The organism is Blastomonas sp. AAP53, assembly GCF_000331245.1.
Lineage (GTDB): Bacteria > Pseudomonadota > Alphaproteobacteria > Sphingomonadales > Sphingomonadaceae > Blastomonas.
This window is the reverse complement of record NZ_ANFZ01000009.1, coordinates 287,071-303,205: the sequence shown is the minus strand read 5'-3', so window position 1 is coordinate 303,205 and position 16,135 is coordinate 287,071. Positions and strand designations below refer to the sequence as shown.

Sequence of the window (16,135 nt, the reverse complement as noted above, 5' to 3'; positions counted from 1 at the left end):
GCTGGTGTCATATGGGCGGTCGTTCGGCAGGCTACATCGCAGCCCCGCCGCATGCCACTATCTATTCATCGTGCCACAAATCGGATCGGCAGGGTCTTGGGCCCGCCGACGAAGGTGCTGCTCGCCCGCTTGGGCGTGCCTGCCAGTTCGACGCTGTCGATACGGTCGAGCAGTTCGTCGAACAGGATCCTCATTTCCAGCCGCGCCAGGTGCAGGCCCAGGCACTGGTGAACCCCCGCGCCAAAGGCGACATGCCGATTGGGACTGCGCGAGGCATCGAACCGATCGGGATCGGGAAACACCCGCTCGTCATGATTTCCCGAGACATAGCACAGCATCAGCCAGTCATCCTTGGCGATCTTTTGACCGCCGATCTTGCAATCTTCTGCCGCCGTGCGCATGAAATGCTGCACCGGCGTCGTCCACCGGATCGCCTCCTCGATCAGGCCGGGCAGCAGGCTGCGGTCCGCCTTGATCCGGGCGAACTGCTCGGGATCATTGGCCAGGGCCCACATCGCACCTGCGGTCGAGGCCGAGGTCGTGTCGTGCCCGGCGGCCGCGACGATGATGTAATAGCCTGCCGCATTGCGGTCACTGATCGGCTCTCCATCGATGATGGCGTTGGCGATAACCGTGGCGACATCATCCTTGGGGTTGGCGCGGCGGTCGGCCGCAAGCTGCATGAAATAGCCTTCGAAATCGCGCACCGCATCGATCACGAACTGCGTCACCTGCTCGGGCGTCAGTTCGACCGACCGCGCTCGGTTGAGATCGGGGTCCTCGCCGCCGAACATCTCCTGCGTCAGCTTGAGCATCAGCGGTTCGTCCTCGTGCGGCACGCCCAGGATCTGCATGACCACGTGCAGCGGATACAGCGCCGAGACCTGATGCACGAAATCGCATTCACCACCGGTCGCGACCATCGCGTCGACCGAGGCGCGGGCAATCCCGCGGATCTTGTCCTCAAGGCTGGCGAGGTTCTTGGGCATGAACCAGCTTTGGGTGAGCTTGCGATAGTCCATGTGCTCGGGCGCATCCATGGTCACCAATGAGCGCACCAGATGCGGGCTGCCGCCGGTGATCATGTGCGTGAGCATCTGCACCGCGACCGGCCCCAGCACGACCGACTTGGGCGCGTTGAGAAAACGCTGGTTGTCCTTGCTCACCGTCATGATGTCATCATGGCGGGTGATCGCCCAGAACGGCATATAGCCCTCTGTCTGGACCAGCCCGACAGGCATGTTGTCTCTCGCCCAGCGGAAGGTTTCCTTGATGCCGCTCCACTCGCCGTAAGCGGTGGGGTTGACGATGGCGGCGGAAACTTCGGGCGGCAGGGTGGCGGGCGCGATGGTGGCCATGGCTCAGGCTCCCGCTATCGCTTCGGCCGCTTTTGTAGCGGCCCAGTATTCGTCGCGGAGCAAGCGCTTGTAGAGCTTGCCCGTCGCATGACGCGGCAGTTCGTCGCGGAAGTCGATCTGGCGCGGCATCTTCACACCCGAGAGCGATCCGCGCAGATAGGTGGAGAGCTCCGCCGCCAGATCGTCGCCGGCATGCGAGAGGTCGAGCGGCTGGACGATCGCGACCACGCGTTCGCCCATGTCGGGGCATGGCGCGCCGATCACCGCCGCATCGGCGACCTTGGGGTGGCTGACCAGCAGATTCTCGATCTCCTGCGGATAGATGTTCACCCCGCCCGAGATGATCATGAAGCTCTTTCGATCGGTGAGATAGAGGAAGCCGTCTTCATCGACCCAGCCGACATCGCCCAATGTCGTCCAGCCTTGCGGATGGGTCGCCTCGCGGGTCTTGCCGGCATCGTTGTGATATTCGAACTTGCCGCCGCCTTCGAAATAGACCGTGCCTTCGGTGCGCGCGGGGACCTCTTCTCCGCTCTCGTTGCAGATGCGGATGGTACCCAGCAATGCCCGGCCGACCGAGCCCTGATGCGTCAGCCAGTCCTCGCTGGAGATGAAGGTGAAGCCATTGCCTTCGGTGCCGGCATAATATTCCTTCAGCACCGGTCCCCACCAGTCGATCATCGCCTTCTTGACCGGCACCGGACACGGCGCCGCGGCGTGGACGGCCGATTTCAGGCTGGACACGTTATAGCGCGCGCGAACCTCTTCGGGCAGCTTGAGCATTCGGGTGAAGTGCGTCGGCACCCACTGGCTGACATTGACCTGGTATTTTTCAATCAGGCTCAGCGCGATTTCGGGGTCGAACTTTTCCATCGCAATTACAGTGCCGCCGAGCTTGTGCACCGTCATGCACCAGCGCAACGGCGCGGCGTGATACAGTGGCGCGGGCGACAGGTAGATGCTGTCCGGGCCGAAACCGAACGCGCCCTGCGCCAAAGCGACCAGGGTATTGCTGGCGGCGATGTTACCGTCCTCGGGCAGCGGAAGGCGAACGCCTTTGGGCCGCCCGGTCGTGCCGGACGAATAGAGCATGTCCGATCCGGCACGCTGATCGGCGATCGGCGTATCGGGCATCGCATCGATCGCGGCCAAGGTCGCGGCATCATCCAGGCTGACGATCGGGGTGGCAGGGCACGCACTGCGGATGCCATCGAGGTGCGGCGTCAGATAGTCGGACGTGAACAGCAGCTTGGCACCGCTATCCCGAAGGATATAGCCGATCTCATCCGCCGTAAGCCGGTTCGATATCGCAACAAAGATCAGCCCCGCGCGCTGCGCACCCCAGACGATGTCGAAATATTCGGCCCGGTTTTCGAGGCACAAGGCAACGGTATCACCAATGCTGATTCCCTGCTGACGCAGATACTGGGCAATCTGGTTGGACCGGCGATCCAGCGCGTCGTAGCTGATCTGCTGGCCCGTACCCGCCATGATCACGGCAGGCTTGTCACCCTGGCTTTGGGCGTGGATCGATGGATGCATTGCGACATTCCCTCCTGCGCATGAAGAACCTGCCCCGCCTGCCGTTCGGCATGTCTCAGGACGATTCCCGTCTTGGCGCTCATCATTGTTTAATCGCGCGATTAAAGCAACGAGATTCCGCCAGATTCCAGCAGCAGACAAACAAAAAGCGCCGGGGAAACCGGCGCTTGATGTCATCCAGAAGGAAGGTGAAACCGAGTTATTCGGCGGGACCGCCCTGAGCAACCCGGCTGCCGTCCTTGATCGCCAGCAGATAATCACGCGAGGAGATGAAGGGCATCGGGTTCACCGAGTTGCCGGCGATGCGCACTTCGTAATGCAGGTGGCTGCCAGTCGAACGACCGGTCGAGCCCATCAGGCCGATGACCTGGCCCTTGGTGACGCGCTGGTTGGGCTGCACCATGATCTGCGAGAGGTGGCCGTAGCGGGTCTGGATTTCGCCGCCATGGTTGAGTTCGACATACTGGCCATAACCACCGACCCACTGGGCACGGCCGACGATGCCGTCAGCGGTTGCATAGATGGGGGTGCCGATGGGGCCGGCCATGTCGACGCCCTTGTGGCGGGCGCGGCGGCCAGCGAACGGATCGGCGCGGAAGCCATACTGGCTGGTGAGCTTGAAGCTGTCGACAGGCTTGCGCGAAGGAATGGCAACCCGGCCGGTGTCACGATTTTCGAGGGATTTCCAGTCGGCGAACAAGGCGCGAAACTCGGTGTCCTGAGCCCCCAGGCTGGTTTCGGCAGCAACCGAAGGAACGGTAGCGGCTACATCGGTGGAGCTGCTTTCAGCAAAGGCGGGTGATGCAGCGCACAGCAGACCTGCTGAGGTGGTGGTAAGGACCGTAGCGATAATTCTGGTTGCGACCATGAATATTCAGCACCTTTTTACCGGGCAGCGCGTCTGGCCGTTGAGCCATGGCGGCTGTCCTTCTTTCCCTCAGCCCCATGCGAGGCGGGGTAGAAAAACACTAAAATCGTTGGAACCCCTTCCCTCCGATTTCGTTGGATTGTGAGTAGAGGCAAAAGATTGTGCGCTGCAACCCACGCGAGGCGATGGAGCGTTAAACCGGCTGGCTGGCGCGTTGAATCGTTTTGCAGAGGGTCAAATATGCCGAATTTCGGGCATTTTGCGGTTCGGCCCACCCCAGAATCGGGGTCGAACCGATGCTCCCTGAGCCGTTCCATTAACCAATTGCCTCGGTCGCCGATTGCATATTTCCGTCATGGCCCACGAAAAAGGCCCGCCGCGATTCGCGGCGAGCCTCTTGATCCATCCAAAGTTGCGTGCGCAGTCAGAGCGTCTTGGCAGCGGCCAGCACCTCATCGACATGCCCCGCCACCTTCACCTTGCGCCAGACGCGGGCGATCTTGCCATCCTTGCCGACGAGGAAGGTGGAGCGGTCCATGCCCATGTATTTCTTGCCGTACATCGATTTTTCTATCCACACGCCCATCGCCTCTGCCAGTCCATCGGTTTCCGCATCGCTGGCAAGCGGCACGGTGAGGCCATATTTCTCGATGAACTTCAGGTGCTTCTTGGGTGGATCCTTCGACACCCCCAGAACCGAAACACCAGCGGCTTCGAAGGCCTCCAGCTGCGCACTGAACTCCTGCGCTTCCCTGGTGCAGCCGGTGGTGTCATCCTTGGGGTAGAAATACAGCACCCAGGCCTGTCCCTGATAGTCGTCAGCAGACACGCTGCTGCCATCGGGCCGGGTGAGTGCCACCGGTGGAATGCTGTCACCAATATCGCTCATCATCATATCCTCTTCATCGTGCGGACGTCAGCGTCCCAAATAGGTTCTCCCAGGCGGTTTGAACACTGGCGCGTGCCGCTTCGACGGCCTGTACCAGCCCCGCCCAGTCAGCATGACCGCAAGCCCGGGCAATCAACGCCTGGCTTGCAGGCGGCGGCACCGCGCAATCGGGCGCCACCAGCCGCAAAGTGATTAGCAACCGCGCCATCAGGTCGTGCGCCTCGCTTAGCGCAGGTTCAGCCAGCCCGGCATCCACCAGCCCCGCAATCGCCGTGCGCAGATCGGGATGAAACGCGGTGCGATGAGTCAACTGCAGGGCGTGGACGATGAACTCGATATCGACCAGGCCACCAGGCAGCAGCTTCACGTCCAGCGGCCCGAGGGGCTTCTTGTGCGCAGCCATGTCGGTGCGCATCTTCAGCACATCGGCGACGGTCTGCGCCACATCGCGCGGGGCATGCAGAACCTCGCCAATGATCGTCTCCAACCGATCGCGGCTGGATTGCGACCCATAGACAACACGCGCCCGGCACAGCGCCATATGCTCCCATGTCCAGGCCTGGCTGCGCTGATATGCGTCAAAGCTGGCAAACGACACGGCTAGCAGCCCCTGCGCGCCATTGGGACGAAGACGGGTATCAACCTCGTACAGCGCGCCGGCGGCGGTCGGCACGGTCAGCGCCGCGATGACCCGCTGCGCCAGACGGTTGTAATACTGGGTGCTGCCCAACGGGCGACGCCCATCGGATTCGCCACCGATCTCTCCGCTGAACAGGAAGATGAGGTCAAGGTCCGACGCATGGGTCAGCGCCCCGCCACCCAGCCGGCCCAGCGCCAGGATGACGGGCTCGCTTTCGGGCATCTGCCCGTGCACCGCCGTAAACTCGCTAATTGCGCAATTGGCCAGACGCACGATTGCCGCTTCCGCCACCCGGGCATAGCCGCCTGCAATATCCACCGGATCATGCCTGCCCTCGATCAGCTGGACGCCGAGCGCAAACCGCATCTCGCCCACCCGCACCCGCACCGCATCGAGCCGCTGCTGATAGTCATCGCCCGGCTCCTCACGCGACAGCCGCTGGACGATGGCATCGACGCCGCCGACCAGATCGAAGGCACTCGCATCGATCAGCCCGTCGAGCAGGTCACCGCGCCGCGCCAGCGATTCCGCCAAGGTCGGCGCATGGCTCAGAACATCGACCAGGGTCTGCATCAGCGCAGGCCGCGCCTGGAGCAGGCGGAAAACGTTCACGGTGCTGGGCAACTGGCGCAGCACATCGTCAAAGCGGTTGAGAGCCGCTGATTGATCGGGCGCATCGGCAAAGGCCGCCAGCAGCGCCGGGAGAACCTCCTCGAAGGCCTTGCGACCAGCGGCGCTGCGCAGCGCACGCACCGCGCCGCCGCGCCAGGCCTGCACCCGCACGGCAAGCGCCTCGGGCTCGGCCAGCCCTGCCCCGGCCAGTGCCTCGGCGAGCAACTCGGGATCGCTGCTCAGCGTGATCGCAGCATCATCCTCGCTCGCCTTCTGCGATGCGATCAGCCCGTCATAGATCGTGGCGACATCGCCGGTCGCGGTGCGCAGTTCTTCCACCATTGCTGCACCATCGGCCAATCCATGCAACCGCGCGACATTGTCCATCGCATCACGATCAATCGGCAGGCTGTGGGTTTGCTGATCGTCGACCATCTGCAGCCGGTGTTCGAACGTGCGCAAGGTGCGGTAATGCTGCGCGAGAAGATCAGCCTCTTCGGCGGGCACGATCCCTTGCGCTGCCAATGCTGGCAGAGCCTCCAGCGTCGGTCTGACACGCAGCGCCGGATCGCGCCCGCCATGGATCAGCTGATGCGCCTGCGTGAAGAACTCGACCTCGCGAATGCCGCCACGCCCACGTTTCAGGTCGAACCCTGGCCCCAGCTTCTGGCCCTTGTTATAATGATCGCGGATCTGCCGGGTCAGCGAGGCGATTTCATCGATGGTGCCGAAATCGAGCGAGCGCCGCCAGATGAACGGCCGCAGCGCGTCCATGAAATACTGCCCCAGCCCCCGATCCCCCGCAGCCGCACGCGAGCGGATGAAGGCGGCCTGCTCCCAGGTCAGGGCCTGCGATTCATAATGCGACAGGGCGGCGTCGACCGGAATGGCCAGCGGCGTCACCTCGGCGGCGGGGCGCAGCCGCAGGTCCATCCGGAAGACATAGCCATGGCCATCGCGCTGGCTCATCATGTCGATCAGTTGCCGCGCGATCCGCTGCGCCGCATCCGCCGGCTCCTCGCGTGCGCGGCAAGGCAATGTGTCGGGGTCGTAGATGAAAATGGGATCGATGTCGGACGAGTAGTTCAGCTCCTGCCCGCCATGCTTGCCCAGTGCGATCACTGCAAAGCCCTGTACCGGTGCATCGGGCGTTCGCCGCGCAAAGACATCGGCCAACGATGCATCGAGCGCCTGATCGGCGAAGTCTGACAAATGCCGGGTAACCTGATCGACGCTCAGCGCACCTGCAAGATCGGCAACCGCGAGCACCAAAGCCAGCGCATTCTTGCGTCGCCGCAGTGTCTCGGCGACGCCAGCATCGCCATAGGCCTGCGCCAGCCAGGCCAGGGTGGCATCGATGCCCTCGTTTTCCAGTCGGTCCAGCAAGCCTGGATTGCGATCCATGGCGGAGGCCAGAAACGGTGCGTGATCGCGTGCGCGATCTGCGGCGTCTGCAAAACTGGAATGCGCTGTCATCGCCTGTGGTGCTAAACGTCCACCGGGCGATAGGCAATGACCTGCTCGGCCAGACCGTCAATCGTCGCCATCGATCCGCCCGGGCAGGCCGCCGCTGACGCGATCGACATCCGCCATGATCGCGGCCATCGGATCAGAGGTGCGCTCGCCCCGGCTTTCGCTTGCTGCGGTATCTTCGATCAAGGCAGACAGCGACGACCGGCCTCGCGCCACCCGGCTCTTGATCGTGCCCAGCGCGACGCCGCAGATATCGGCGGCTTCCTCATAGGAAAAACCGCCAGCCCCCACGAGGATCAAGGCTTCACGCTGGCTTTCAGGCAGCTGCATCAACGCCCGCTGCACATCGGCAAGGTGCAGCTGATCGCCCTGACCAGCCGGCATCGACAGGATGCGATCGGCTACGACATCGTCCCACTCGGTAGTGAACCGCGCGCGCCTGCGCTGCGACAGGAAGGAGTTGCGCAGGATGATGAACGTCCACGCGCGCATGTTGGTGCCGGCAGCAAAGCGGCCGCGCGCGGCCCATGCCTTGAGCATCGTGTCCTGTACCAGATCATCGGCCACATCGCGGTTTCCGCTGAGCGAACGGCCATAGGCGCGCAAATGGGGGATCAGCGCGGCAAGCTGCGCCTTGAACGCATCATCGTCCAGCGGCATGGCAGCCTCTGGCGCGGCGTCTGCGGAACTGTCAAACGCCATGGATTGCAGGCCTGACCTTCTTGTACATCAAGGCTGTCGGAAGACGATTCGCCCCGTGGCTGAACCGTCCGTCATTGACACATGTTAACTCGGCAACGAGCGTTAAGGAAATTCGTTGCATTTCACAAGCATGCGTCGGCGGGCTGTGAATGGCTTTGCTTGCCTGCCCGTCATCGCGATGGCACACACCTTCCCATGGCGGTATCGTGATCCGCCCGTCTCCCATTTTTGCGAAAAGAGCGCCCATGACCGTCAAGACCTTGTTCAAACTTGCTGCGGCCCCGCTTGCCTTGCTGACCGCCAACGCCGCGATCGCTCAGCAGGCACCGACCATCGACATTCCGGAAACGTCCACCTACCCGATTGCCGAAGATACGATGAAGGACGTCACCCGGATGCTGGCGTCGGACGAGTTTGAAGGCCGGGCGCCCGGTACCATCGGTGAACGGAAGACGATCGCCCTGCTCACCGAGCGTTTTGCCAAGGCGGGGCTCAAGCCCGGAAATGGCAACAGCTGGCTGCAGCCGGTGCCTTTGGTCTCGATCGAGGCGAGCAACGTCAGCCCGCTGACTTTCACTGGTGGCAAGACTCCGCTCAGCCTTGCTTATGGCACCGACATGGTGGTCGGCAGCTATCGCGAAGCACCACGCACCCAGATCACCGACAGCGAGGTCGTGTTCGTCGGCTATGGCATCAACGCGCCGGAAAAGGGCTGGAACGACTATGCCGGGCTCGATGTACGCGGCAAGACGGTGGTCATCCTGGTGAACGACCCCGATTACGACAGCGCCGACCTGACCGGCGAATTCGGCGGCAAAGCGATGACCTATTATGGCCGCTGGACCTACAAGTACGAAGAGGCCGCGCGCCAGGGGGCGGCCGCTGCGCTGATCGTCCACGATACGATCCCCGCCGCTTATGGCTGGGGCGTTGTCGAATCCAGCTGGACCGGCGCACAGTTCTTCGCGCAGAGCGCCGACAAGGGCGCGAGCGAAACCATGGCCAATGGCTGGATTCAGAAGGCGGCGGCGGAAAAGCTGCTGGCCAGTGGCGGCCAGGATCTGGCTGCCCTGAGTGCTGCTGCCAGGACCAAGGGGTTCAAGCCCGTGCCCCTGGGGGTGAAGGCCAGCGTATCATTCGACAACACGGTCTCGACGATGGCCTCGAACAACATCATCGGCATATTGCCCGGCGCCAAGAGACCCGATGAATATGTGCTCTACACCGCGCACTGGGATCACCTGGGCCGCTGCAAGCCTGCAGCCGATGGCGATGATATCTGCAATGGCGCGGTCGATAACGCCACTGGCACCGCCGCTCTGGTGGCTTTGGCCGAGGCGTTCAGCAAAGCCGGAGCACCCGACCGCAGCATCGTCTTCCTGGCGGTGACGGCAGAGGAATCGGGCCTGCTGGGATCGGCTTATTATGGCCAGAACCCTATCTATCCGCTGGCGCAGACAGTGGGCGGCATCAACATGGACGCCTTCCTGATGGCAGGGCCGTCAAGGAACGTGACCGTTGTGGGCAAGGGCAAGTCGCAACTCGACGACTTTCTCGCTGCGGCACTGAAATCGGAAGGGCGCGTGGCGCAACCCGACCCGACACCGCAGAACGGCTATTACTATCGCTCGGACCATTTCAGCCTCGCCAAGGAAGGCGTGCCGATGCTCTATATCGATGGTGGCGACGATCTGGTGCAAGGCGGTAAGGCAGCGGGTGAAGCGGCCGGCAAGGACTATACCGAGAACCGCTACCATGGTCCCAAGGACGAATATAATCCTGCCTGGGACTGGTCGGGTGTGATGGGTGACCTCTCGCTGTATTACCGCATCGGCCGCAGCCTGGCGAACTCGCAAAGCTGGCCCAATTGGGTGGAAGGCGATGAATTCCGCGCTATCCGTGACAAAAGCCGCGCAGGCAAGTGAGCTGAACCGATGAACCAGATGATGCCGCCCGAGTGGAGCCCGCAGCAATGGCTGTGGATCGGCTTCCCGCACCTTGCCGATGAATGGCAGGGGTTCCTCGCGCCGGCGCAGGGCGAGATCGCAGCCTTTGCGCGGGCCGTCGCCGAAAGTGGCCAGCCCGCTCGCCTGGTGTGCCCGGATGAAGAGCACGCCGAACTGGCGCGCAGCCTTGCCGGCGATGCCGTGGACATCCGCGTTCATCATTACGGCGATATCTGGCTGCGCGACACCGGACCGCTGGTGGTGCGTGAAGCAGGCGGCACGCCCAGCGCGCAGCTGTTCGGCTTCAACGGCTGGGGCGGCAAATATGTGATGCCCGGCGACACCGGGATCGGCGCGGCGCTGGCCGACGAGGCAGCGCTGACCTCCACCGGGGCGGACTGGGTGCTGGAAGGCGGCGCGATCGACGTCGATGGAACGGGCATAGGCGTCACTACCGAACAGTGCCTGCTCAACCCCAACCGTAATCCGCACCTGTCGCGAGAAGACATCGAAGCGCGGCTGCAGCGCGATCTGGGCATCGAGCGGCTGTTGTGGCTGGGTGACGGGCTGATCAACGATCACACCGATGGCCATGTCGACAATCTCGCGCGCTTCGTTGCTCCGGGGACGCTGGCGCTGCCGGTCGCTGCGGGGAACGACGATCCGAATGCTGCGATCTATGCCGACGCCCGTCATCGCGCCGAAGCCTTCGGGCTCAAGGTTATTCCCATCCCCTCGCCCGGTCTGGTCGAACGGGTCGATGCGGAGGGTGCGATGAAGGTGCAACCGGCCAGCCACATGAACTTCGCGATCACCAGCCATCTCGTCGTTGTGCCCATCTATGGCGGCGCTTCGGATGGCCCTGCGGTCGAGGCGATTGCGGCCTGCTTCCCCGACCGGCGCACCATCGGCCTGCGCGCCGATGCGGTGCTGGCGGGCGGCGGCAGCTTCCATTGTGCCAGCCAGCAGATGCCGCAGTTCGATTGATCGGTTTTGCGGGTCGGGGTATAGCCGAAGCCGCCAAGCATCCTATATTTCCCAGACAACCTAACAGAGGATTGCCCCCCATGCGCCACCTGATCATCCGTGCCCTGATTGCAGGCACCGCCTTGCCCCTGCTCGCTGCCACGCCAAGCTTCGCCACCGAAGCTGCCGATGCCAGTGCATCGTCTGCCATCGAGGCCGCAGTCGCTGCCGAACTGCGTGGTGAAGACAAGGCGCGCGACAAGTACCGCCACCCGAAGGAAACACTGGAATTCTTCCAGGTCGCGCCGAACATGGTGGTCGCCGAATATGCGGCTGATGGCGGCTGGTACACCAAGATTCTTGCCCCGTTGACCGCCAACAGCGGCAAATATGTTGCACTCGGCGTATCACCCAGCAGCCCGTCGCTCAGCGCAGAGCGCAAGGCGCAGATGGCGGCCTATCCGACCGCCTACCCAGAGCGTGCAGCCAAGGCGACGGGTATCGCGGCGGACAAGATTGCCGCTTATGTGACCAACGATGTTCCTGCAGAGCTCAAGGGCAAGGTTGATCGGGTGCTGATCTTCCGCATGCTGCACAACCTCAATCGTTCGGGTATCCTGGGCAGCGAGCTGGTTGCCATCCATGCCATGCTAAAGCCCGGCGGCATGGTCGGCATCGAGCAGCACCGCGCCAAGGCGGATGCCCCTGCAGCCTATGTCGATGGCTCCAAGGGCTATATGAAGGAAGCCGACGTCGTCGCCATGTTCGAAAAGCACGGCTTCGAACTGGCGGGCATGAGCGAGATCAACGCCAACCCGAAGGACACGGCAGATTATCCCGGCGGCGTCTGGACGCTTCCACCCAACTATGCGCTCAAGGATGTCGACCGCGACAAATACGCCGCAATCGGTGAATCCGACCGCATGACCCTGTTGTTCAAGAAGAAGTAATTTCAACCCATGACCGAGATCACCGTCGCCGCCTTGCAGCTTCCCCTGGGCGCGTCCACGCCCGAGAATATCGAGGCGGTGACGGACCTCGTCGCGTTCGCAGCCGACAGGGGCGCGCAGATCATCCTGCCGCCCGAATTGTTCGAGGGCCCATATTTCTGTCAGGTCGAGGACGAGGCGCTGTTTGCGACCGCTTATCCCACAGCAGACCATCCCTCGGTGCGCGCGATGGCGAAACTGGCACGGCAGCTCAAGGTCGCCATTCCCACCAGCTTCTTCGAGCGCGATGGGCCACACCATTATAATTCACTGGCGATGATCAACCCCGATGGCGAGATCATCGGCGTCTATCGCAAGAGCCATATCCCGGACGGTCCGGGCTATGAGGAAAAATACTATTTCCGCCCCGGCAATACCGGGTTCAAGGTGTGGGACGTGTTTGGCACGCGGATCGGCGTGGGGATCTGCTGGGACCAATGGTATCCGGAAACCGCCCGCGCGATGGCGCTGATGGGCGCCGAGCTGCTGTTCTATCCGACCGCGATCGGATCAGAGCCCTATGACGCCGACCTCGACACCAGCCGCATGTGGCGGCGCGCGATGCAGGGCCATGCGGTGTCGAACTGCATGCCGGTGATCGCCAGCAACCGCATCGGCAGCGAGGGCAACCAGAGCTTCTATGGCCACAGCTTCATCACCAACGAATGGGGCGACCTGGTGCTGGAATATGGCGCGGAAGAAACCGGGGTGCTGGTGGCGACGCTCGATCTGGCGCAGGCACGCCGCCACCGCGCGGGCATGGGCTTTTTCCGCGACCGCAGGCCCGAGCTCTACGGCCGGCTGGCGCAGGATATCTGAGCCAGCCTCCCCGTACGGTGGCTAAGTGCGACGGCTAACGCCCGAAGGCGCTATTCGCCGATCCCGTCCCACATTTCCTTGAGCTTGGCGAAAAAGCCGGTGCTTTCCGGGCTTTCCTGGCCTGTTTCAGTCGCCTGAAACTCGCGCAGCAGCTCCTTCTGCCGCGCCGACAGCTTGGTGGGCGTTTCGACATCGATCTGTATGACCATGTCGCCTGTACCCCGGCCCTGCAGCACGGGCATGCCCGCGCCGCGCTGACGCAACTGCTTGCCCGACTGGATGCCGGCTGGAATGCTGATGCGGTGCCGCTTGCCATCCAGCCCGGGGATTTCCAGCTCGCCGCCCAGAGCAGCGGTGGTGATGCTGATCGGGCAGCGGGTCACCAAAGTGGTGCCGTCGCGCTCGAAGATGCGATGGCGCGAGACGTGGATGAAGATATACAGATCGCCCGGCGGAGAGCCCTTGGGCCCCGCCTCGCCCTTGCCGGTCAGGCGGATGCGCGTGCCGTTGTCGACACCCGGCGGGATATCGACCGACAGCGTCTGCTGCTTGTCGACTCGGCCTTCACCGCGGCAGCTGTGGCATGGGCTCTCGATGACCTGACCGCTGCCATGGCAGTTGGGGCACGTCCGCTCGACGACGAAAAAGCCCTGCTGCGCGCGCATCTTGCCGCTGCCACCGCACAGGTTGCAGGTGCGCACCTTGGTGCCCGGCTCTGCGCCCTTGCCGTCACAGGTCTCGCAGGTGGCCGCAACATCGATCGTGATCTCGCTGGCCTTACCGTGATAGGCCTCCTCGAGCGAGATTTCCATGTCATAGCGCAGGTCCGCGCCACGCGCCGGGCCGCGACGCCCGCCTGCGCCACCAAAACCACCGCCAAAAATGGTGTCGAAAATGTCGCCAAGGTCGGAAAAGCCTTCAGCGCCACCTCGCCCGCCGCCGCCACCGGACATGCCGTTTTCATAGGCTTCCGGCCCGTAACGGTCATAGGCTGCGCGCTTCTGCGGGTCCTTCAGGCAATCATAGGCCTGGCTGATCGCCTTGAAGCGCGCTTCGGCATCGGCGTCACCGGGGTTGCGGTCGGGGTGCCACTGCATCGCAAGCTTGCGATACGCGGACTTGAGCGTGGCGTCGTCCGCAGTGCGGGACACGCCCAGCCGCTCATAATAATCTTGGGCTATGGTCATGGTCATGGGTCGCGATTCATCATGCAGCGACCGGGCGGGACGGCGTAGCGGGGATGGCCTTGACCACCCCTGCCCCGCAATCCCGCCCGGTCAAACCGTCGGTCATCAATCCGGCAATCAGCTTTTCGCGTCGCCGTCCACTTCCGAGAACTCGGCATCGACGACATTGTCCTCAGCCGGAGCAGTATCTGCCGCCGGAGAGGCTGCCGCAGCCTGTTCCTTCTCGTAGATCGCCTGGCCCAGCTTCATCGCTGCCTGCGCCAGAGCTTCGGTCTTGGTCTTCATCGCCTCGGGCTCGTTGCCCTCGATCGCTGTCTTGAGTTCAGCGATCGCGGTTTCGATCTCGCCCTTGATCGCAGCGTCCACCTTGTCGCCATGCTCTTCGAGCTGCTTTTCGGTGCTGTGCAGCAGGCTTTCGGCGTTGTTCTTCGCTTCGGCCGCCTCACGACGCTTCTTGTCTTCCTCGGCGAAACGCTCGGCATCCTTGACCATCTGGTCGATGTCGGCGTCGCTGAGGCCGCCCGATGCCTGGATGCGGATCACCTGCTCCTTGCCGGTGCCCTTGTCCTTGGCCGAGACGTTGACGATGCCGTTGGCGTCGATGTCGAACGTGACCTCGATCTGCGGCACGCCGCGCGGTGCGGGCGGGATGCCGACCAGGTCGAACTGACCCAGCAGCTTGTTATCTGCCGCCATTTCACGCTCGCCCTGGAACACGCGGATCGTCACTGCCTGCTGGTTGTCGTCAGCGGTCGAATAGGTCTGCGATTTCTTGGTCGGGATCGTGGTGTTGCGGTCGATCATCCGGGTGAACACGCCACCCAGCGTCTCGATACCCAGCGACAGCGGGGTGACGTCGAGCAGCAGCACATCCTTGACGTCGCCCTGCAGAACGCCTGCCTGGATCGCCGCGCCCATGGCGACGACTTCATCGGGATTGACGCCGGTGTGCGGTTCCTTGCCGAAGAATTCCTTCACCACTTCGCGCACGCGCGGCATGCGGGTCATGCCGCCGACGAGCACGACGTCGTCAATGTCGGAGGCCTTGAGGCCTGCGTCTTCCAGCGCCTTCTTGCACGGATCGAGCGTGCGCTTGATCAGATCGGCGACCAGCTTTTCGAGGTCCGAGCGGCTGATCGTCTTGACCAGATGCTTGGGTCCGTTCTGGTCGGCCGTGATGAAGGGCAGGTTGACCTCGGTCGTCTGCGCCGACGAAAGTTCGATCTTCGCCTTTTCAGCCGCTTCCTTCAGACGCTGCAGAGCCAGCTTGTCCTTGGTGAGATCGATCCCTTCGACCTTCTTGAAGTCTTCAGCCAGGAATTCGACCAGCTTCGAGTCGAAATCTTCACCACCCAGGAAGGTGTCGCCGTTGGTCGCCTTCACCTCGAACACGCCATCGCCGATTTCGAGGATCGAGATGTCGAACGTGCCGCCGCCAAGGTCATAGACGGCAATCGTCTTGCCGTCGTTCTTGTCGAGACCATAGGCCAGGGCCGCCGCAGTCGGCTCGTTGATGATGCGCAGAACTTCGAGGCCCGCAATGCGGCCTGCATCCTTGGTGGCCTGACGCTGGGCGTCGTTGAAGTACGCCGGAACCGTAATGACGGCCTGCGTGACGGTTTCGCCGAGATAGCTCTCGGCGGTTTCCTTCATCTTCTGCAGCGTGAAGGCGCTGATTTCAGCGGGCGAGTAATCCTTGCCGCCCGCGTGGACCCACGCATCGCCATTGCTGCCCTTGACGATGCCATAAGGCACCAGCTCCATGTCCTTCTTGGTCAGCGGATCGTCGAAGCGACGACCGATCAGGCGCTTGACCGCGAAGATGGTGCTTTCATGGTTGGTCACCGCCTGGCGCTTGGCCGGCTGGCCGACCAGTCGCTCACCATCCTTGGTGAACGCGACGATCGACGGCGTTGTGCGTGCGCCCTCGGAATTTTCGATAACCTTGGGCTTGTCGCCGTCCATGACGGACACGCAGCTGTTGGTGGTGCCAAGGTCGATACCGATTACTTTTGCCATAATGCTTTTCCCACGTAACTTTCGATATGCAGATGAAAGAATACGAACCGCCGTCATGCCCCCAAGCATCCGGCAATTCCGTCCCCGATGGCGGATATAGGGTTGCTTTCGCTTGGCACAAGGCA

General features: G+C 62.9%; 12 protein-coding genes. 4 read left to right on the top strand and 8 right to left on the bottom strand.

Annotation, left to right across the window (positions count from 1 at the left end):
- Positions 1-65: 65 nt before the first annotated feature.
- The 6 genes from D618_RS0108365 to D618_RS0108340 form a co-directional block, all read right to left on the bottom strand.
- Positions 66-1,358, bottom strand: coding sequence for a cytochrome P450 (locus tag D618_RS0108365; RefSeq protein ID WP_017671055.1), 1,293 nt, complete (start codon positions 1,356-1,358; stop codon positions 66-68).
- Between the two features lie 3 nt (positions 1,359-1,361).
- Positions 1,362-2,900, bottom strand: coding sequence for an acyl-CoA synthetase (locus D618_RS0108360; protein ID WP_017671054.1), 1,539 nt, complete (start codon positions 2,898-2,900; stop codon positions 1,362-1,364).
- A gap of 199 nt (positions 2,901-3,099) precedes the next feature.
- The gene (locus tag D618_RS0108355; RefSeq protein ID WP_017671053.1) at positions 3,100-3,768 is read right to left on the bottom strand and encodes a M23 family metallopeptidase; all 669 of its coding nucleotides are present in this window, start codon (positions 3,766-3,768) and stop codon (positions 3,100-3,102) included.
- A gap of 424 nt (positions 3,769-4,192) precedes the next feature.
- Entirely contained in the window at positions 4,193-4,657 is a 465-nt protein-coding gene (locus D618_RS0108350) for a peroxiredoxin (RefSeq protein ID WP_026091449.1), read from the bottom strand.
- A gap of 13 nt (positions 4,658-4,670) precedes the next feature.
- On the bottom strand, positions 4,671-7,385 hold the full coding sequence (locus D618_RS0108345) for a bifunctional [glutamine synthetase] adenylyltransferase/[glutamine synthetase]-adenylyl-L-tyrosine phosphorylase (RefSeq protein WP_017671051.1): 2,715 nt from the start codon (positions 7,383-7,385) through the stop codon (positions 4,671-4,673).
- Positions 7,386-7,442: 57 nt separating this feature from the next.
- A complete protein-coding gene (locus D618_RS0108340; RefSeq protein WP_017671050.1) occupies positions 7,443-8,042 on the bottom strand; it encodes a sigma-70 family RNA polymerase sigma factor in 600 nt (199 codons plus the stop codon).
- A 287-nt stretch (positions 8,043-8,329) separates the two neighbouring features.
- Here D618_RS0108340 and D618_RS0108335 point away from each other — a divergent pair, with 287 nt between their 5' ends.
- The 4 genes from D618_RS0108335 (at position 8,330) to aguB (ending at position 12,804) form a co-directional block, all read left to right on the top strand.
- Complete coding sequence (locus D618_RS0108335; RefSeq protein WP_017671049.1) at positions 8,330-10,009, top strand: M28 family metallopeptidase; 1,680 nt, start codon at positions 8,330-8,332, stop codon at positions 10,007-10,009.
- A gap of 9 nt (positions 10,010-10,018) precedes the next feature.
- A complete protein-coding gene (locus D618_RS0108330; protein WP_017671048.1) occupies positions 10,019-11,017 on the top strand; it encodes an agmatine deiminase family protein in 999 nt (332 codons plus the stop codon).
- Between the two features lie 80 nt (positions 11,018-11,097).
- Entirely contained in the window at positions 11,098-11,946 is an 849-nt protein-coding gene (locus D618_RS0108325; RefSeq protein ID WP_017671047.1) for a class I SAM-dependent methyltransferase, read from the top strand.
- Between the two features lie 9 nt (positions 11,947-11,955).
- On the top strand, positions 11,956-12,804 hold the full coding sequence (gene aguB / locus D618_RS0108320) for an N-carbamoylputrescine amidase (protein ID WP_017671046.1): 849 nt from the start codon (positions 11,956-11,958) through the stop codon (positions 12,802-12,804).
- A 50-nt stretch (positions 12,805-12,854) separates the two neighbouring features.
- Here aguB and dnaJ read toward each other — a convergent pair whose 3' ends face one another.
- Together dnaJ and dnaK are read right to left on the bottom strand one after the other, a co-directional pair.
- A complete protein-coding gene (dnaJ, locus tag D618_RS0108315) occupies positions 12,855-13,991 on the bottom strand; it encodes a molecular chaperone DnaJ (protein WP_026091448.1) in 1,137 nt (378 codons plus the stop codon).
- A gap of 117 nt (positions 13,992-14,108) precedes the next feature.
- Complete coding sequence (gene dnaK / locus D618_RS0108310; RefSeq protein ID WP_017671044.1) at positions 14,109-16,010, bottom strand: molecular chaperone DnaK; 1,902 nt, start codon at positions 16,008-16,010, stop codon at positions 14,109-14,111.
- Between the last annotated feature and the right edge of the window lie 125 nt (positions 16,011-16,135).

What these genes read in the sequence shown, in the direction of transcription:
- D618_RS0108365 (WP_017671055.1), bottom strand. Translation starts at nt 1,358, where the DNA reads ATGGCCACCATCGCGCCCGCCACCCTGCCGCCCGAAGTTTCCGCCGCC.
- D618_RS0108360 (WP_017671054.1), bottom strand. Translation starts at nt 2,900, where the DNA reads ATGCATCCATCGATCCACGCCCAAAGCCAGGGTGACAAGCCTGCCGTG.
- D618_RS0108355 (WP_017671053.1), bottom strand. Translation starts at nt 3,768, where the DNA reads ATGGTCGCAACCAGAATTATCGCTACGGTCCTTACCACCACCTCAGCA.
- D618_RS0108350 (WP_026091449.1), bottom strand. Translation starts at nt 4,657, where the DNA reads ATGAGCGATATTGGTGACAGCATTCCACCGGTGGCACTCACCCGGCCC.
- D618_RS0108345 (WP_017671051.1), bottom strand. Translation starts at nt 7,385, where the DNA reads ATGACAGCGCATTCCAGTTTTGCAGACGCCGCAGATCGCGCACGCGAT.
- D618_RS0108340 (WP_017671050.1), bottom strand. Translation starts at nt 8,042, where the DNA reads ATGCCGCTGGACGATGATGCGTTCAAGGCGCAGCTTGCCGCGCTGATC.
- D618_RS0108335 (WP_017671049.1), top strand. Translation starts at nt 8,330, where the DNA reads ATGACCGTCAAGACCTTGTTCAAACTTGCTGCGGCCCCGCTTGCCTTG.
- D618_RS0108330 (WP_017671048.1), top strand. Translation starts at nt 10,019, where the DNA reads ATGAACCAGATGATGCCGCCCGAGTGGAGCCCGCAGCAATGGCTGTGG.
- D618_RS0108325 (WP_017671047.1), top strand. Translation starts at nt 11,098, where the DNA reads ATGCGCCACCTGATCATCCGTGCCCTGATTGCAGGCACCGCCTTGCCC.
- aguB (WP_017671046.1), top strand. Translation starts at nt 11,956, where the DNA reads ATGACCGAGATCACCGTCGCCGCCTTGCAGCTTCCCCTGGGCGCGTCC.
- dnaJ (WP_026091448.1), bottom strand. Translation starts at nt 13,991, where the DNA reads ATGACCATAGCCCAAGATTATTATGAGCGGCTGGGCGTGTCCCGCACT.
- dnaK (WP_017671044.1), bottom strand. Translation starts at nt 16,010, where the DNA reads ATGGCAAAAGTAATCGGTATCGACCTTGGCACCACCAACAGCTGCGTG.